The 15,988-nt window shown below is 70.9% G+C and carries 11 protein-coding genes and 5 tRNA genes; 8 read left to right on the top strand and 8 right to left on the bottom strand.

Going from position 1 to position 15,988, the window contains the following annotated elements; genetic code table 11:
• Nucleotides 1-160: 160 nt before the first annotated feature.
• The 3 genes from ACIOGX_RS15040 to ACIOGX_RS15030 all read right to left on the bottom strand — a co-directional run bounded on the left by ACIOGX_RS15040 (nucleotide 161) and on the right by ACIOGX_RS15030 (nucleotide 3,728).
• A tRNA-Lys gene (locus tag ACIOGX_RS15040) sits at nucleotides 161-233 on the bottom strand.
• Nucleotides 234-499: 266 nt separating this feature from the next.
• Nucleotides 500-2,779 carry a DEAD/DEAH box helicase gene (locus tag ACIOGX_RS15035; RefSeq protein WP_401766014.1) on the bottom strand — a complete coding sequence of 760 codons (2,280 nt, stop codon included), beginning with the start codon at nucleotides 2,777-2,779 and terminating at the stop codon, nucleotides 500-502.
• Between the two features lie 310 nt (nucleotides 2,780-3,089).
• Nucleotides 3,090-3,728: a hypothetical protein gene (locus tag ACIOGX_RS15030; protein WP_356509346.1), complete on the bottom strand. Its 639-nt coding sequence runs from the start codon at nucleotides 3,726-3,728 to the stop codon at nucleotides 3,090-3,092.
• A 168-nt stretch (nucleotides 3,729-3,896) separates the two neighbouring features.
• Here ACIOGX_RS15030 and ACIOGX_RS15025 point away from each other — a divergent pair, with 168 nt between their 5' ends.
• The 5 genes from ACIOGX_RS15025 to ACIOGX_RS15005 all read left to right on the top strand — a co-directional run bounded on the left by ACIOGX_RS15025 (nucleotide 3,897) and on the right by ACIOGX_RS15005 (nucleotide 6,573).
• Nucleotides 3,897-4,247, top strand: a complete 351-nt coding sequence (locus ACIOGX_RS15025; RefSeq protein WP_129769950.1) for a metallopeptidase family protein — start codon at nucleotides 3,897-3,899, stop codon at nucleotides 4,245-4,247.
• A gap of 272 nt (nucleotides 4,248-4,519) precedes the next feature.
• Nucleotides 4,520-6,211, top strand: a complete 1,692-nt coding sequence (locus ACIOGX_RS15020; RefSeq protein WP_401913271.1) for a metallophosphoesterase — start codon at nucleotides 4,520-4,522, stop codon at nucleotides 6,209-6,211.
• 80 nt (nucleotides 6,212-6,291) lie between these two features.
• Nucleotides 6,292-6,364: transfer RNA gene (locus ACIOGX_RS15015), tRNA-Glu, on the top strand.
• 39 nt (nucleotides 6,365-6,403) lie between these two features.
• Nucleotides 6,404-6,478: transfer RNA gene (locus ACIOGX_RS15010), tRNA-Asp, on the top strand.
• Between the two features lie 21 nt (nucleotides 6,479-6,499).
• Nucleotides 6,500-6,573: transfer RNA gene (locus ACIOGX_RS15005), tRNA-Phe, on the top strand.
• A gap of 55 nt (nucleotides 6,574-6,628) precedes the next feature.
• Here the strand turns inward: ACIOGX_RS15005 and ACIOGX_RS15000 are convergent.
• From ACIOGX_RS15000 to ACIOGX_RS14990, 3 genes are all read right to left on the bottom strand, one after another.
• Nucleotides 6,629-7,600 carry a cytochrome c biogenesis CcdA family protein gene (locus tag ACIOGX_RS15000; RefSeq protein WP_401766011.1) on the bottom strand — a complete coding sequence of 324 codons (972 nt, stop codon included), beginning with the start codon at nucleotides 7,598-7,600 and terminating at the stop codon, nucleotides 6,629-6,631.
• Nucleotides 7,597-8,433: a DsbA family protein gene (locus ACIOGX_RS14995; RefSeq protein WP_401766008.1), complete on the bottom strand. Its 837-nt coding sequence runs from the start codon at nucleotides 8,431-8,433 to the stop codon at nucleotides 7,597-7,599. Before ACIOGX_RS14995 ends, ACIOGX_RS15000 begins: the two co-directional genes overlap by 4 nt.
• A gap of 63 nt (nucleotides 8,434-8,496) precedes the next feature.
• Nucleotides 8,497-8,934: a hypothetical protein gene (locus tag ACIOGX_RS14990; RefSeq protein ID WP_401766005.1), complete on the bottom strand. Its 438-nt coding sequence runs from the start codon at nucleotides 8,932-8,934 to the stop codon at nucleotides 8,497-8,499.
• 244 nt (nucleotides 8,935-9,178) lie between these two features.
• On the opposite strand from ACIOGX_RS14990, the gene hrpA reads away from it, so the two are divergent.
• The 3 genes from hrpA (at nucleotide 9,179) to ACIOGX_RS14975 (ending at nucleotide 13,847) form a co-directional block, all read left to right on the top strand.
• Entirely contained in the window at nucleotides 9,179-13,195 is a 4,017-nt protein-coding gene (hrpA, locus tag ACIOGX_RS14985; protein ID WP_401913266.1) for an ATP-dependent RNA helicase HrpA, read from the top strand.
• Between the two features lie 100 nt (nucleotides 13,196-13,295).
• Nucleotides 13,296-13,370 (top strand) — tRNA-Asp (locus ACIOGX_RS14980).
• Nucleotides 13,371-13,607: 237 nt separating this feature from the next.
• Nucleotides 13,608-13,847 carry a DUF6274 family protein gene (locus tag ACIOGX_RS14975; protein WP_401913263.1) on the top strand — a complete coding sequence of 80 codons (240 nt, stop codon included), beginning with the start codon at nucleotides 13,608-13,610 and terminating at the stop codon, nucleotides 13,845-13,847.
• Nucleotides 13,848-14,240: 393 nt separating this feature from the next.
• Here the strand turns inward: ACIOGX_RS14975 and bldC are convergent, their stop codons facing one another.
• Both bldC and ACIOGX_RS14965 read right to left on the bottom strand, forming a co-directional pair.
• Entirely contained in the window at nucleotides 14,241-14,447 is a 207-nt protein-coding gene (gene bldC, locus ACIOGX_RS14970; RefSeq protein ID WP_003949541.1) for a developmental transcriptional regulator BldC, read from the bottom strand.
• A gap of 590 nt (nucleotides 14,448-15,037) precedes the next feature.
• The gene (locus ACIOGX_RS14965; RefSeq protein WP_401913260.1) at nucleotides 15,038-15,910 is read right to left on the bottom strand and encodes a hypothetical protein; all 873 of its coding nucleotides are present in this window, start codon (nucleotides 15,908-15,910) and stop codon (nucleotides 15,038-15,040) included.
• Nucleotides 15,911-15,988 lie beyond the last annotated feature (78 nt).

The following is a 15,988-nucleotide window of genomic DNA, read 5'->3' as shown; positions in this document are numbered from 1 at the left end:
AGGCGGGGGGGGTCCGCACGGACGCCCCTCGGGGCCCTCAAAGGTCCGTCCGTGCGTCGCCCATGCATCCGGTCCTGAGACGACGGAGCGCCCCTGCCCGTCGGGGACGGGAGGGGCGCCCAAGTGCAGGCTCCTAGGGGATTCCCCCGCCTGCGGTCGGTAGGCCGTGTGGGACTCGAACCCACAACCAACGGATTAAAAGTCCGCTGCTCTGCCAATTGAGCTAACGGCCCTCGGCACAACACCCACGAGCATAGCCCGCCGTCGGCCCTGCGCCGATCGGGTATCCCCTCGTGGGTATGTCGCGCGTCTGCGTGGGTGTCTGCGCGGTTCGCGGGGGTGGGGTCGGCAGGGTGGCCGGAGGCGGTTCTCGTGGGCCGGGCCGGGCGGGGTGTCCGTCCGGATCCTCGGGCCCCGGACGCGAGCAGGGCCCGTGTCCCACCTCGGGGGTGGGACACGGGCCCTGGTGACGCGTCAGCCGGACCGCTGTCGCGGACGGTCAGCCGTTGCGCTTCCAGCGCGGCTTGTCGTCGCGGCGGCCGAAGGAGCCGGTGCCGGTGCCCGTCGTGCCGCCGCGGTGGTCGTCACGGCGGGTGGACGGACGGTCGTGGCCGCCGGGGCGGAAGCCGCTCGACGGGCGGTCGTCGCGGCGGTCGCGGTTGAACGGGCGGTCGCTGCCCCGGTGGTCACGGCGCTCGAAGGAACGGCCGCCGCGGTCGTCACGGCGCTCGCCGCCACGGTCGTCACGGCGGTCACGGTTGAAACCGCCCCGCTCGGCACCGCGGTCGTCACGGCGCTGGAACCCGCCACGGTCGTCACGGCGGTCACGGTTGAAGCCACCGCGCTCACCACCGCGCTCGCCGCCACGGTCGTCACGGCGCTGGAAGCCACCGCGGTCGTTGTCCCTGCGCTCGTCCCGGCGGAAGCCACCACGGTCACCGCCACGGTCGCCACCGCGCTCGGCACCGCGGTCGTCGCGACGCTGGAACCCGCCACGGTCACCGCCGCGGTCCGCGCCGCGCTCGCCGCCACGGTCGTCACGCGGGGTGTAGCCCCGCGCGCCGCCCCGGCCACTGCGCTCGCCGCGGTCGTCGCGGCGCCCGAAGTTGCCCCGGTCGTCGCGGCTGTCCCTGCGCTCCTCGCGCTGCGCCGGTACGGCGGCAGCGGCGGCGGCAGCCGCCTCCACCGCGCGCTCGGCCTCGGCGGCCACCTCGGCCACCGCCGCCTCCGGGTCGTCGCCCCGCTCGCGCGCCGCACGGGCGACCAGGCGCTCGGCCTCCTCGCGCAGTTCGGCGGCACGGCGCTGGACGCGCTCCAGCTGCTTGGCCAGCTCGGCGGCCTCGCGCTCGGCCTGCTTGGCCGCGTTGTTCGCCGAGTCGGCCTGGACCTCGGTGAGCGAGCGGGCGCCGGTGATCTCGGCGACCTCCGGGTCGAACGCGCCGGCTCCGCCGACCATGTGGCGCGAGGCGTCCACGCCCGCGTCCTCCATCAGCCGGAAGATCTGGCGGCGCTGGTGCGGCAGCGCCAGCGAGACGACGACACCGGACTTGCCGGCCCGCGCCGTACGGCCCGAGCGGTGCAGGTAGTCCTTGTGGTCCCCGGCCGGGTCCACGTTCAGCACCAGGTCGATGCCGTCCACGTGGATACCGCGCGCGGCGACGTCGGTGGCGACCAGCGCGTTGACGTAACCGTCCTTGAAGTCGGCCAGCGTCCGCGTCCGCGCGCCCTGCGTCATACCGCCGTGCAGCGCGTCGGCCTTCACGCCCGAGTCGCGCAGCTGCTCGGCAATACGGTCGGCGCCCAGCTGCGTCCGTACGAAGATGATCGTGCGGCCCTTGCGGGCGGCGATCGCGGCGGTGACCGGGGCCTTGTCCTTCGGCTTCACGACGAGCACGTGGTGCGTCATGGTCGTGACATTGCCCTGGGCGCTGTCGACCTCGTGGCTGACCGGGTTGGTCAGGTAGCGCTTGACCAGCGTGCTGATCTCGTTCTCCATGGTGGCGGAGAAGAGCATGCGCTGACCGCCCGCGGGCACCAGGTCGAGCAGCTCGGTGACCTCGGGCATGAAGCCCAGGTCCGACATCTGGTCGGCCTCGTCGAGGATCGCGATCTGCACCTGCTCCAGCGAGCAGGCGCCGCGGTTGATGATGTCGCGCAGCCGGCCCGGGGTGGCGACGAGGATGTCGACGCCGCGCTCCAGCGCGTAGATCTGGTTGCCCATCGACGTACCGCCGCAGACGACCTTCATCTTCAGGCCGAGCACGTCGCCGTACGGCTGGAGGGCGTCCGCGACCTGCATCGCCAGCTCACGGGTCGGGGTGAGGATGACGCCGCGGGGCTTCTTCTTCTCGGTGTGGCCGCCGGCGAGCGTGGCCAGCAGCGGCAGACCGAAGGAGAGGGTCTTGCCGGAGCCGGTACGGCCACGGCCCAGGATGTCCTTGCCGGCCAGGGCGTCCGGAATGGTCGCGGCCTGGATCGGGAAGGGGGCGGTGACGCCGTTCTGGGTGAGCTTGCGGACGATGCCGTCCGGGAGGCCGAGGTCGCCGAAGGTGAGCCCGGGGGTCTCGTCGGCGTCTGACGCCTCGTCAACCACCGAGGTCTCGGAGGTCTCAGGGGCTTCGGGAGCCTCGGGGGCTTCGATGGCCGTCCCGGGGGCCACGACGGCCTCCGCGCCCTCAACGGTCTCAGGGGCCTTGGCGGCCTCGGCGGTCACGTCGGCGACCGTCTCGGGGAACTCGTTCTCGGGCATGACGGCGTGGTCAGTACTGGAAATGGACATGCGAAATGCGAAACCTTCCGGAGTCTCGGCACGCGCCCAAACTCCGTGATTCGCAAATCGACCGCCTCAATGCGGTCAGCCACGGCAAGGGAGAGTACGCGCCACGCGGCGCTCTTCTGTGTCGGCGCCGGGCAATGATCAAACGATCTACTACCATACGCACCCTCCCCCCTCTTAGGCAAACCACCTGGCAGACCACCCGACAGACCACCGGACAGACCATCGGACAGGCCAGCGCGCGGACCAGTGCGTGCCCGGTGGGCAAACCAGCGAGCGGACCGTACGCGAACCGCCTCCGCCGTGACCCCCGTCACACCGGCCCGAGCTGTGGCGACGCCGTCGGCTCCTTCCGCATCCCCATCCCGTCGGCGGCCGACATCGCGCCCGTACGGACATCCGCCGCCGGTGACGCGGACGGCTGCTCCGGCGGCCTCGTCGGCTCCGGCTCCGGCTGCGGTTCCGGATCCGGCGGCCCCGGCGGCGGGGAGGCCGGCGGCGCCGGGCGCGTGGGCTCCTTGGGCGGTTCGGGCCCGTCACCCGGCGGGACCGGCTTCCCCGGCTGCGGACGCGTGCCCTTCGACGGCTCGGGCGAGGGCGTGACGTCGGAACTGGCGCTCGGCGAAGCTCCGTTGTCGCCGCTGCCGCCCTTGTCGCTCGTGCCCTCTCCGTCGCCCTTCTCGCCCCCGCCCTCCTTATCGCGGCCGTCCGCGCCGGCGCTCTCGGCGCCGCCGCTCTCCGTACGGCCCTGCCAGGCGTAGGGCTCACCGGCTCCGGCGCCCTCACCCGTGACGCCGTCGGGCTCGGCCGCGGTGTCCTGGTCCTCCGCCGACCGCGAGGGCGCCGGCTTTCCTTCGTCCTCACCGACGCTCATGCAGCCTGTGGAGGCCGCGACCGCCAGTGACGTGACGATCCAGACGGCGAAACGGCCTGGGGCGGACAACTGGCGCACGAGTGGCACCTCCGGGGGGCGCGGAACGGGTCTCCCCGCCGACGGCGAGGTGAGGGTTTCCCTGCTCAACTTCCTTTTCCCCGCCGGGGACACGCCCGGGAGACATCCCGCACCCGCGCATGCGGAAGGCGGGGGCCGTTCGGCCGGGCTCTGCTGGACAATGGCCCTGTGCTGGAGATGACACGCGAGACCTTCGAAGAGCTGGTGAGCCAGGCCCTTGATCAGATCCCACCGGAGCTGACCAAGGTCATGGACAACGTCGCCGTCTTCGTCGAGGACGAACCCGACGCGTCCGACCCCGAGCTGCTCGGGCTCTACGAGGGGACTCCGCTCACGGACCGCGGCGAGTGGTACGCCGGGGTCCTGCCCGACCGGATCTCCATCTACATGGGGCCGACCCTGCGCTACTGCGAGACCCCCGAGGACGTGGTGCACGAGGTCTCCGTGACCGTCGTCCACGAGATCGCCCACCACTTCGGCATCGACGACGACCGGCTGCACGAGCTGGGCTGGGGGTAACGAGCCGGGCCAGGGGCACGAGCTGGGCTGGGGGTAACGAGCCGGACCGCGGGGCATGAGCTGGGCCGGGGGTAACAAGCCGGACCGCGGGGCACGAGCCGGGCCGGGGGTAACGACCGGACCGGGGGCATGAGCTGAAGCGGAGGTATCCGGCCGGGCCGGGGGCAGGCGAAGTCCCCACCGCCCTCCCCGCATCCCGCCCGCTCACTGCCCACTACTCCTGATGGCCGTGGCCAGGCATGGTCCGCCCCCATCATGGGCATACGCGACCAATGGCCCGTGATGTACCACGCTTCCCGTTCCGTACCTCGCTCACCCGCATCCAGGGCCATCTCAGTTCCCGGCGCGACGCCCCCACCAGCACCCTGACCCACTCCCCGCACCCCTACAGCCGCGCTGTCGGGCTGCTCTCCGTCGTCCTGCTGGGCGCCTGGCTCGGGCTGCTGATCGTCGGCAGCGTACGGACCCCGGTCGGGCCGATGGACACCAAGATGACGCTCCGCCCGTCCCTGACCGGCGGCACCAAGATCAACGTCTCGCCGCTGGGCGCGCTGGAGCTGAGCACGCACACCGCCCCCATCCGACTCGACGTCGACGTCGACCAGCTCGACCCCGTACGGTCCCAGGCGCTCGTCGAGCACCCCGAGCGGCTCTCCGGCCTCCAGGGCGAGGTCAGCCACGACGTCATGGACGGCACGACGGAGCTGGCCGTACGGTCCGTCGTCGCCGTCGTCTCCGGAGCCACCGCCCTCGGGCTCGCCGTCTACCGCCGCCCGCGCCGCGCCCTCACCGCCGGCGGGCTCGCGCTCGCTCTGCTGGCCGCCTCGGGCGTCGGCGCGTACGCCACCTGGAACCCCAAGTCGGTGCTGGAGCCGCGGTTCTCCGGACTGCTCTCCTCCGCCCCGCAGGTGGTCGGCAGCGCGCGCTCGATCGTGAACGATTTCGACGTCTACCAGAAGGAGTTGGCGCGGCTGGTCACCAACGTGACCAAGCTGTACGACGCCGCCTCCACGCTCCCCACCTTCCAGCCGGACCCGGCGACCCTCCGGGTGCTGCATGTCTCGGACATCCATCTCAACCCGGCGGCCTGGCACATCATCGGCTCCCTCGTGGAGCAGTACGGGATCGGCGTGATCATCGACTCCGGCGACACCATGGACCACGGCGCCTCCGCCGAGAACACCTTCCTCGACCCCATCGCCGACCTGGACGTCCCGTACGTCTGGGTGCGCGGCAACCACGACTCGCGGGGCACCCAGGAGTATCTGCGGCGCATGAAGAACGTCCGGGTGCTGGACGAGGGCCGGGCCGTGACCGTGGGCGGGGTGCGGGTGGCGGGCAGCGGCGACCCGCAGTTCACCCCCGACCGCTCGGTGGAGGCCCAGGGCGACCCGGCGGAACGCATGACGGGCATCCGGCTCGCCTCGGCCCTCCGCGACCAGCGGCGGGCGGGCACGCCGGTGGACATCGCCGTCGCCCACAACCCGGTGGCCGCGCGGGAGACCGACGGCCTCGTCCCGCTGGCCCTCTCGGGCCATATCCACCACCGCGAGACCGAGATGCTGCCGCACGGCACCCGGCTGAAGATCGAGGGCTCCACGGGCGGCGGCGGGCTGCGCGCCGTACAGAACGACAGTCCGGAGAAGGTGCAGATGTCCGTGCTCTATCTGGACCGGACGACCAAGCGGCTCCAGGCCTGGGACGAGATCACCCTCGGCGGGCTGGGTCTGACGACCGCCGAGGTCAGCCGCCATCTTCCGCAGGAGGTCGGCACACCGGGGGCCGACGCCTCGCCGGGCCCTGATCCGTCGGGCACCGGCGGTACGGGACCGTCGTCGGCACCACCGGGCTCCCCGGCCCGTACGCCCGGCACCCCGGCCCGTACGCCGGGCGCCGCCTCGCCCGCGCCCGGCGGCGCCGCATCCTCACCGCCCCCGCCGGGCCTCCCCGTACCCGCTCCCTGAATCGTTTTGGCGATAGCTCTGCCCATCCCATATGCTTCTCACGTCCCCGACGCGCTGCAAAGCGCCCAGGCGGGCCCTTAGCCCTCATCGTCTAGTGGCCCAGGACGCCGCCCTTTCAAGGCGGTAGCACGGGTTCGAATCCCGTTGGGGGCACGCAACACTGTGTGCGAGACTAGTGCTCGCACATTGCTTGGTCCTGTGGAGCAGTTTGGAGTGCTCGCCACCCTGTCAAGGTGGAGGCCGCGGGTTCAAATCCCGTCAGGACCGCTGCAGCCGTCGAGGTTGCGTGGCTGGGTAGCTCAGTTGGTACGAGCGATCGCCTGAAAAGCGATAGGTCGCCGGTTCGATCCCGGCCCCAGCCACTTCGGCCCGTAAGGGCGAGAGCCCCCCACCGAGTTTCTCGGCGGGGGGCTTTTCTCATGCTCCGGTCTCGGTACGGACCGGCTCGGCCGGGTCGTCGTGCGCGGCCCGCCCGTCGCGGCTCTCGCGGCTTTCGGGACTTTCGCGGCTCTCGCGATCGGCGCTGTCGCCGTGCCTCTCGCTGTCGCCGTGCCCCTCGCGGTCGTCACGCTCCTCGCGCCCGTGGAGCCAGCGCACCAGTGTGATCACCGCCACCACCAGCACCACCCCACCGAGCAGCGCCCAGTCCGGGATCGCCGCCCCGACCCCGCGCGCCCACTGTTCGGTCGCGAAGGAGTCGTCGACCGAGAGCAGCCCCGGCAGCGCCGTCGTCCCGTCGAAGACGAGGAAGACCGCGCCCAGGACGAGGAAGAACAGCCCCGAGAGCAGTGAGGTCGTGTGCAGTTCGAAGCGTCCGAGCCGGAAGGCCCGGCCGCGCAGCCACCGCCGCCCGCCGAGATCGAACCGTTCCCAGAGCAGGGCGAGCAGGAAGAGCGGTACGGCCATGCCCAGCGCGTACACCGCGAGCAGCAGCCCGCCGTAGACGGGACTGCCGCTCAGCGCGGCCACGGTCAGCACGCTGCCGAGGATCGGGCCCGCGCAGAAACCGGCGAGCCCGTAGACCATGCCGAGGGCGTACACCGACAGCGCGGTCGTCGGCCGGATCCGGCCCGACAGCGCGGCCATACGGCGCGAGGCGAAGCCCATGCCGAGGATCTGGGCGGCCCCGAGCGCGATGATCAGCCAGCCTCCGACGGCGACCAGCAGATCGCGGTGCCCGTAGAACAGCCGGCCGGCGAAGGAACCGGCGGCGCCCAGCGGGACGAGCGTGGTCGCCAGGCCGAGATAGAAGATGCCGGTACGGGCCAGGAGGCGGCCGGCCGAGTCGATGGAGTACGCGAAGAACGCGGGCAGGAGCAGGGCGCTGCACGGGCTGAGCAGCGCGAGGAGCCCGCCGAGCAGCGCGACCGGATACCCGATGTCGGTCACTGGTCCCCGTCCCCCGTGCCGGCCTCGGGGGAGGACTCCGGGGCGGACTCGGAAGCAGACTCGGGGGCCTGCTCCGGGGCGGGCCCGGGGGCGGGCTTCGCCGCGGCCTTCGCCGACTCGATGGCCTGCGTGAAGGCCTCCACCGGCTGCGCGCCCGCGATGGGGCGGCCGTTGATGAGGAAGGACGGCGTGGAGGTGGCGCCGAGGCCGTACGCCTCCTCCTGGTCCTTCCGTACGGCGGCCGCGGCGGCGTCCCCGGTACGGTCGCGCCGGAACCGGTCCAGGTCCTTCACCCCGGCCTCCCGGGCGAGCGCGTCGAGCCGGGCCGCGCCGAAGCCCTTCTCCTTCGCGCCCTCGGCGTACGCGGCCGAGTGGAACTCCCAGAAGCGGCCCTGCTGTCCGGCGGCCCAGCCGGCGCGGGCGGCGGCCTCCGACTCCTCGCCGAAGATCGGGTAGTTGCGCCATTCGATGCGCAGGGTGCCGTTCTCGACGTACTTCTCGACGAGGCCGGGCTCGGTGTCGCGGGCGAACTTGCCGCAGTAGCCGCACTTGAAGTCGGCGTACTCGACCATGACGACCGGCGCGTCCGCCCGGCCGACGGCGAGCGGGTCCGCCGGGGCGCGGCGGGCGAGCTTCGCCAGCTCGGGGTAGACCCCGGTCTGCGGCTCCGGGGAGATCTCGGCGACCGGGCTGTCCCCGGTCGCGACGCGGGTGGAGGTGTCGGGCTTGGTGGCGGTGTAGGAGACGACGCCGAGCAGGGCGGCGGCGGCCACGACGCCGGCGCCGATGGCGAGGGCGCGGCGGGAGGACATCCGGGAAGGCTGTGCGGACATGGGTGTTCGGCTCTCCGTAGCAATCCATGAAAAGGGGACGAAAGGGGCGGACGGAGCCGGGCCCTATACGCGCAGTACGGAGAGATCGACCGGAGACGGCGCGGCGACCGGCGGCGGCCCGCGGTCGGGAGTCACGGCGAGCGCGGCCTGAGCGACGCCCCACGCGCCGGCGGCGTCACGGGCGTCGTGGAGCGCGGGCAGCAGTTCATGGACGGAGCTGCCGCGCGACGGGGTGATGGGCGGGATGCCCGTATCGTCCTGGTCGCCGCGCCCGCACCCCGGAGTCTGCCCGCCGTGCCCGCTGCCGACCGCGACGGCCTCGGCCCCGGCGGTCCCGACGGCCGCGGCACCCACGGCGGTCTCGGCGGCGCCGGCCGTCCCGACCGCCACGGCGGCCGACGGAAGACAGAACAGCAGCGCGACCAGCACCCCCAGCAGCGCCCCGCCCACACCCACATCCACGAAGCGGCGGCGCCTGCTTCCGGTGCGCGTGCGGGGCATCGGCTGAGCCTCTCCGAAGGTCGGCGATACGGGGGGACAGAAGGAATACGGGGGACAGAAGGAGGACGAGTACGGGGTACGTGCCTCGCATCGTAAGGGGTGCTCGTCCCGATCGGGCAATACGGCCCCCCGACCCGCCGGGTCGCCGCGACCACCATGGCCGCCGCGCCATGGCCACCCTGCCGGGGCCACCGCTGAAATGGGTTCGCCACTCCCGAGCGGCGGGTGAGATCCTGGGCCAGGTATGTCTACTTCCTTCGCCGACCTCCAGACCCTGCTCGCCGACGTCTCCCTGCGCGACGCGCAGCGGCTCGGCCGCCGTCTCGAAGGCGCACGGCGCATCCGTAAGCCCGAAGCGCGGCAGGCCGTGCTGGACGAGATCGCCGGCGAGGCCGGAAAGGCCGCCGAGCGCACCCGGCTGCGCAGGGCGCGGATGCCCGCCGTCTCGTACCCCGAGCAGCTGCCCGTCAGCCAGAAGAAGGACCTGATCCTGGAGGCGATACGCGACCACCAGGTCGTGATCGTCGCCGGTGAGACCGGGTCGGGCAAGACGACGCAGATCCCCAAGATCTGTCTGGAGCTGGGCCGCGGGGTCCGCGGCATGATCGGGCACACCCAGCCGCGCAGGATCGCCGCCCGTACCGTCGCCGAGCGCGTCGCGGAGGAGCTGGACACCCCGCTGGGCGAGGCCGTCGGCTGGAAGGTCCGGTTCACCGACCAGGTCGACCGGGACGCGACGTTCGTCAAGCTGATGACCGACGGCATCCTGCTCGCCGAGATCCAGACGGACCGCGAGCTGCTCGCCTACGACACGATCATCATCGACGAGGCCCATGAGCGGAGCCTCAACATCGACTTCCTGCTGGGCTATCTGGCCCAGCTGCTCCCCAGACGCCCGGACCTGAAGGTCGTCGTCACATCCGCGACGATCGACCCGGAGCGCTTCGCCCGGCACTTCGGCCGCTTCGCCTCCGTCGGCGTCGACGGCGGCGACAGCGGAGGCGGCAACGGCGACGGCGACGGCGAAGCGCGGCGGAGCGCGCCCATCGTGGAGGTCTCGGGGCGTACGTACCCCGTCGAGGTCCGCTACCGCCCCCTGCTGGAGGAGGACGGCGAGGAGGGCGACCGCGACCAGATCACCGCGATCTCCGAGGCCGTGGACGAGCTCCAGTCGGAGGGGCCGGGCGACATCCTGGTCTTCCTCTCCGGCGAGCGGGAGATCCGCGACACCGCCGACGCCCTGGAGAAGCGCAAGCTCCGGGGCACCGAGGTCCTCCCCCTCTACGCCCGGCTCTCGCACGCCGAGCAGCACCGCGTGTTCCAGCGCCACAGCGGACGCAGGATCGTTCTGGCCACGAATGTCGCCGAGACCTCGCTGACCGTCCCCGGCATCAAGTACGTCATCGATCCGGGCACCGCCCGTATCTCCCGCTACAGCCACCGCACCAAGGTCCAGCGGCTGCCGATCGAGCGGATCTCCCAGGCCAGCGCCAACCAGCGCAAGGGCCGCTGCGGCCGTACGTCCGACGGGATCTGCGTACGGCTCTACTCCGAGGACGACTTCGAGTCGCGTCCGGAGTTCACCGACGCCGAGATCCTCCGTACGAATCTGGCGTCCGTCATCCTCCAGATGACCGCGGCCGGCCTGGGCGACATCGAGAAGTTCCCCTTCATCGATCCGCCGGACCACCGCAATATCCGCGACGGCGTGCAGCTGCTCCAGGAGCTGGGCGCGTTCGACCCGTCGCAGGCCGCGCAGAAGGATCCGAGGAAGCGGCTCACCCCGCTCGGCCGCAAGCTCTCGCAGCTCCCGGTGGACCCGCGGCTGGCCCGGATGGTCATCGAGGCCGACCGCAACGGCTGCGTGCGCGAGGTGATGGTGATCGCCGCCGCGCTCTCCATCCAGGACCCCCGCGAGCGGCCCGCCGACAAGCAGGCCCAGGCGGACCAGCAGCACGCCCGGTTCAAGGACGAGACCTCCGACTTCCTGGCGTTCATCAATCTCTGGCGCTACATCAGGGAGCAGCAGAAGACGCTGTCCTCCTCGGCCTTCCGCCGGATGTGCAAAGCGGAATATCTGAACTTCCTGCGGATCCGCGAGTGGCAGGACATCTACTCGCAGCTGCGTACGGTCGCCAAGCAGATGGGCATCCACCTCAACGAGGAGGACGCGGGGGACCAGTCCGTCCACGTCTCGCTGCTCGCCGGGCTGCTCTCGCACATCGGGATGAAGGATGTGAAAGACGGCGCCAAGAACGAATATCTCGGCGCCCGCAGCGCGAAGTTCGCGGTGTTCCCCGGTTCCGCGCTCTTCAAGAAGCCGCCGCGCTTCCTCATGTCCGCCGAGCTGGTGGAGACCTCCCGGCTCTGGGCGCGTGTCAACGCGAAGATCGAGCCCGAGTGGATCGAGCCCCTCGCCGGCCACCTCCTCAAGCGGACGTACAGCGAGCCGCACTGGGAGAAGGACATGGCGGCCGTGATGGCGTACGAGAAGGTGACGCTGTACGGCGTACCGATCGTCGCGCAGCGCAAGGTGAATTTCGGCCGGATCGACCCGGAAGCGTCCCGGGAGCTGTTCATCCGTCACGCGCTGGTCGAGGGCGACTGGCGCACGCACCACCAGTTCTTCCATGACAATCGCAAACTCCTGGGCGAGGTCGAGGAGTTGGAGCATCGCGCCCGGCGCCGCGACATCCTCGTGGACGACGAGACGCTCTACGACTTCTACGACCAGCGGGTGCCGGAGGAGGTGGTCTCCGGCGCGCACTTCGACTCCTGGTGGAAGAAGAGACGCAAAGAGGAGCCGGAGCTGCTCGACTTCGAGCGCTCGATGCTCATCAACGAGAAGGCCGGCTCCGTCACCAAGGACGACTATCCGGACTCCTGGCGCCAGGGACCCCTCAAGTTCCGGGTGACGTACCAGTTCGAGCCGGGTACGGACGCGGACGGCGTGACCGTCCACGTCCCTCTCCAGGTGCTCAACCAGGTCACCTCCGAGGGCTTCGACTGGCAGATCCCGGGCCTGCGCGAGGACGTGGTCATGGAGCTGATCCGCTCGCTGCCCAAGCCGATCCGCCGCCACTACGTGCCCGCGCCGAACTACGCCAAGGCGTTCCTGGAGCGTGCCGTGCCCCTCCAGGAGCCGCTGCCGGTGACACTGGCCCGCGAGCTCCAGCGGATGGTCGGGGTGCCGGTCACGGCCGACGACTTCGATCCGGCCCGGATGCCCGACCACCTCAGGATCACGTTCCGCGTCGTCGACGAACGCCGCCGCAAGATCGCCGAGGACAAGGATCTGGAGGCGCTCAGGCTCCAGCTGCGCCCCAAGGCCCGTCAGGCGCTCTCCAAGGCCGCCGCGGCCACCGCCGAGCGCGCGGGCGGCGAGGCGATCGAACGTACGGGGCTGACGGACTGGACGGTCGGCACGCTCTCCCGGGTCTTCGAGACCCGGCGGGCCGGCCAGCCCGTCAAGGCGTACCCGGCGCTGGTCGACCAGGGCGCGACCGTGGCCGTACGGCTCTTCGACACCGAGGCCGAGCAGCGCCAGGCGATGTGGGCCGGGACGCGCCGGCTGATTCTGCTGAACATCCCGGTGAACCCGGCGAAGTTCGCCTCCGACAAGCTCACCAACCAGCAGAAGCTGGCGCTCTCCCGCAATCCGCACGGCTCCATCCAGGCGCTGTTCGACGACTGCGCCATGGCCGCCGCCGACAAGCTGATCGCGGACCACGGGGGTCCGGCGTGGGACGAGGAATCGTTCCGGAAGCTGTACGACCGGGTGCGCGCCGATCTCGTCGACGCGACCGTACGGACCATCGGGCAGGTCCAGCAGATCCTGGCCGCCTGGCAGGCCTGCGAGCGCCGTCTGAAGGCCACGGGCAGTCTGACGCTGGTCACCAACGTCCAGGACGTCAGGGACCAGCTGGCGGCCCTCGTACCGGCGGGCTTCGTCACCCGCACCGGGCTGCGCCGGCTGCCCGACCTGATGCGCTATCTCGTCGCGGCGGACCGCCGGCTCCAGCAGATGCCGACGAGCGTCCAGCGCGACACGACGCGCATGGAGAAGGTCCACGAGATGCAGGACGAGTACGCCTGGCTGCTCGAACAGCTGCCGCGGGGACGGCCGGTGCCGCAGCAGGTGCTGGACATCCGCTGGATGATCGAGGAGCTGCGGGTGAGCTATTTCGCGCACGCGCTGGGCACCGCGCAGCCCGTCTCGGACAAGCGCATCATCAAGGCGATCGACGCGGCGGCGCCGTAACGCGTGCAGGGCGGAGGGTGCGCGGGGAGTGAGTTCGACCGGACCTCCGAGCTGCTGTAGAGTCTCGTTTCGCAGCCGCCACTACGGGGCCGCGAAACCTGGTCCTGTGGAGCAGTTTGGAGTGCTCGCCACCCTGTCAAGGTGGAGGCCGCGGGTTCAAATCCCGTCAGGACCGCAGTAGAGGAAGGGCCCGCATCCCCTCGGATGCGGGCCCTTCCGTCGTTCCGTGCTGTTCCCTGTCACAGGTGACCCCATTGCATACGGCAAGCGCCGTCGACGCGGTGGTCACGCGGCAGTAATGGCGTACCCAAATCGGCCGGACCTGGGCCGCAGCTCCTTGACGGCGCCAACGGCCGGGGGTACCTAAGCAGAAGGACCCCACGCTCATCGCATCCAGGGGCCCGCACCGGGGGTGGTGTGCGTGACGACATCGAAGACGAAGCACGAGACTCGCGCGCTGCTGCGCGCCCATCTGGCGGCCGCGTCCGGCCACCCGCATCGAACCGGGTACTGCCCGATCTGTCATCGCCTCCAGCGGCTCGCCATGGAGCCCTCGGTGGGCGACGACCTGTTCCTCGAAGACTGCTTCCTGGAGGGGGAGTTAGCGGAGGGTCAAGCCACCTCCGCTCCGTGCCCCGCCGACTGCCCTTGATCCATCCCGTAGCACGCCCGCTGTTGGCAAGCCTTTCGCGGTGTGACGCTAGTCACCGAATGAGTTTCTGGAATGACGGCGCTTACACCCCACCTACAACGCACCAATTTAATATGTGCAATTGCACCCTCTCCCGACCCACTCCCGGAGCATCTCCGGGAGCCCTCGCACAGTGCCCCAACAGGGCGGGGACGTCGCCTCCCCGGCGCACAAAAAAGATCGCGCTGGACCCGGCGGAGTCCAGCGCGATCGACGACTTACCCGTGTTGCGAGGGCATGGGGCCTGTTGGGGCAGGCGCCCGTCGTGTGGAGCTATGGGTCGGGACGACCGAGTTTGGGGGACCCGGCTGTGCCCTGCTTGTAGTTGAGCCCTAATGAGCCTTACTGGGGTGTTCAGGCCTCGCTGCGCTGCTGCGGAATACCCGCAAGCAGTGCGCGGACCTCTGCCTCGCGGTACCGGCGATGCCCACCGAGCGTGCGGATGGACGTGAGCTTGCCGGCTTTTGCCCAGCGCGTGACCGTCTTCGGGTCCACGCGGAACATCGTGGCAACCTCAGCCGGGGTCAGCAGCGGCTCGGCATCAGGGGTGCGAGCGGTCATGAGCGGCCTCCTCGGGAGAACCGAACCATCTCGGTTCTTTCCTCTAAATTCTGCACCTTGACCCGCGTTGCCCGAAATGGCGGACGCGGGCCGAGTCGGTTATAGGACGAACGGCTTGTCCTCGGCACTACAACTACACCATCCGTCCAGCCACGTCGGCCAAACCGATGGAATTGCCCTCTGAGGTGCCCATCAGTGGCGGAAGCCGATGGACCATGCCATAGCGGACAGTCACGTCACAGATACGATCAGTCACAGAGCGATCAGGAGTCAACAGATCCCCCGCATAGAGTGCAATGCTGAGCGTTCCGCCCACACTTGGACGGAAGGAACCCTCCCCGGACTCCTTGTCCTATTTTGACACGAGGGTGGGTGATGGGCGCAAGAGCCCCGTTAGTGCGGTCCGTCACGCTTGAGACAAAGGCCCGGATCGGGACCTCTGCCCTAGGGCCGGTTCACTGCCCGTAAAGGGCCGGGCACTGCCCGTTTCGGCGCCCGTTTCGGATGCCGCTCCGCGCGCTCGCCGACCGCGGCTCCCCGCCCGCCACTCTGCGCCCCGTGGGAGTCGGTGAGTGGGACAGAGTATGAACTCAGTTCGCGAACTGACGGTCCCGGACCGCCCGCCACCGCTCCATGAGCCGCCCGTACGCCTCCCCGGCACCCTCGTCGTCCCCGTCCCGCAGCGCCGTGATCGCCGCCGCCACATCGGCCGCCGAGTGGTCCTCGGCGAGCTGAGCGCAGGACAGTACGTGCACCAGGCCGCCGTAGTCCAGTTCGACCAGTGAGCGCGGGTGGAACTCCTCCAGCCAGCGCCCCACGTCCACCAGTCCCTCGATCAGCGGACCGTCGTCCACGGCGTCCCGCAGGGTCTTCAGCGAGCGGGCCAGCCGGCGCCGGGCCTGCACCATCGGGGTCCGGTAGCGCAGCATCCGCACTTTGGCCCCGTCCTCCCCGCCCTCCCCGGCCCCCTCGGCCGGACCTGGCTCAAAAGTGCGCTCGTCGTCGGAGAAAAGCGTGAACCAGCGCACCGGCACCTGCCAGACCGCCGTCCGGATCCACGGCCGGGCGTCCGGGTTGCGGTCCCGCCAGCGCTCGTAGTCCTTCGCCGCCTGCCCGCGCACCACCGGCGGCAGCACCGCGTCCAGCAGCGGTACGGGCAGCACCTCCCCCAGCTCCTCCAGGGCCAGCCAGCCGCGCAGCCGGGTCCGCCACGGACAGACGCACACCACGCCGTCCACCTCCGCGATGAAGGCGTCCGCGCTCTCGTGCACGGGCACCGGCACCGGCGGGGTGGGCAGCAAGTCGGCCAGGGAGCGCCGTAGTTCGTCCTGTGCCGTCGGCGTACCGTCCCGGGCGGCGTAACGGCGCCAATGGCCGCGTTCGGGCTCCGCGAAGGCAGCCAGCGGCTCGTAGACCCGCAGGTAGGACGCGTAAGGGACAAGAATCGAAGACACCGCCGGCATGCGGCGCATCGTCCCATGTCCGTACCCCACAAGGGGGTGATCCTCAGCACTGCGGCTGATCTGCGCCCCCACAGGAAT

This window comes from Streptomyces sp. NPDC088147 (assembly GCF_044741565.1).
In the GTDB taxonomy this organism is placed as follows: domain Bacteria; phylum Actinomycetota; class Actinomycetes; order Streptomycetales; family Streptomycetaceae; genus Streptomyces.
Note: the sequence above shows the minus strand (reverse complement) of the source record. Positions and strands in the feature narration are given on the sequence as shown.

What these genes read in the sequence shown, in the direction of transcription:
- ACIOGX_RS15035 (WP_401766014.1), bottom strand. Translation starts at nt 2,779, where the DNA reads ATGTCCATTTCCAGTACTGACCACGCCGTCATGCCCGAGAACGAGTTC.
- ACIOGX_RS15020 (WP_401913271.1), top strand. Translation starts at nt 4,520, where the DNA reads ATGGCCCGTGATGTACCACGCTTCCCGTTCCGTACCTCGCTCACCCGC.
- ACIOGX_RS14995 (WP_401766008.1), bottom strand. Translation starts at nt 8,433, where the DNA reads ATGTCCGCACAGCCTTCCCGGATGTCCTCCCGCCGCGCCCTCGCCATC.
- ACIOGX_RS14990 (WP_401766005.1), bottom strand. Translation starts at nt 8,934, where the DNA reads ATGCCCCGCACGCGCACCGGAAGCAGGCGCCGCCGCTTCGTGGATGTG.
- hrpA (WP_401913266.1), top strand. Translation starts at nt 9,179, where the DNA reads ATGTCTACTTCCTTCGCCGACCTCCAGACCCTGCTCGCCGACGTCTCC.
- bldC (WP_003949541.1), bottom strand. Translation starts at nt 14,447, where the DNA reads ATGACCGCTCGCACCCCTGATGCCGAGCCGCTGCTGACCCCGGCTGAG.
- ACIOGX_RS14965 (WP_401913260.1), bottom strand. Translation starts at nt 15,910, where the DNA reads ATGCCGGCGGTGTCTTCGATTCTTGTCCCTTACGCGTCCTACCTGCGG.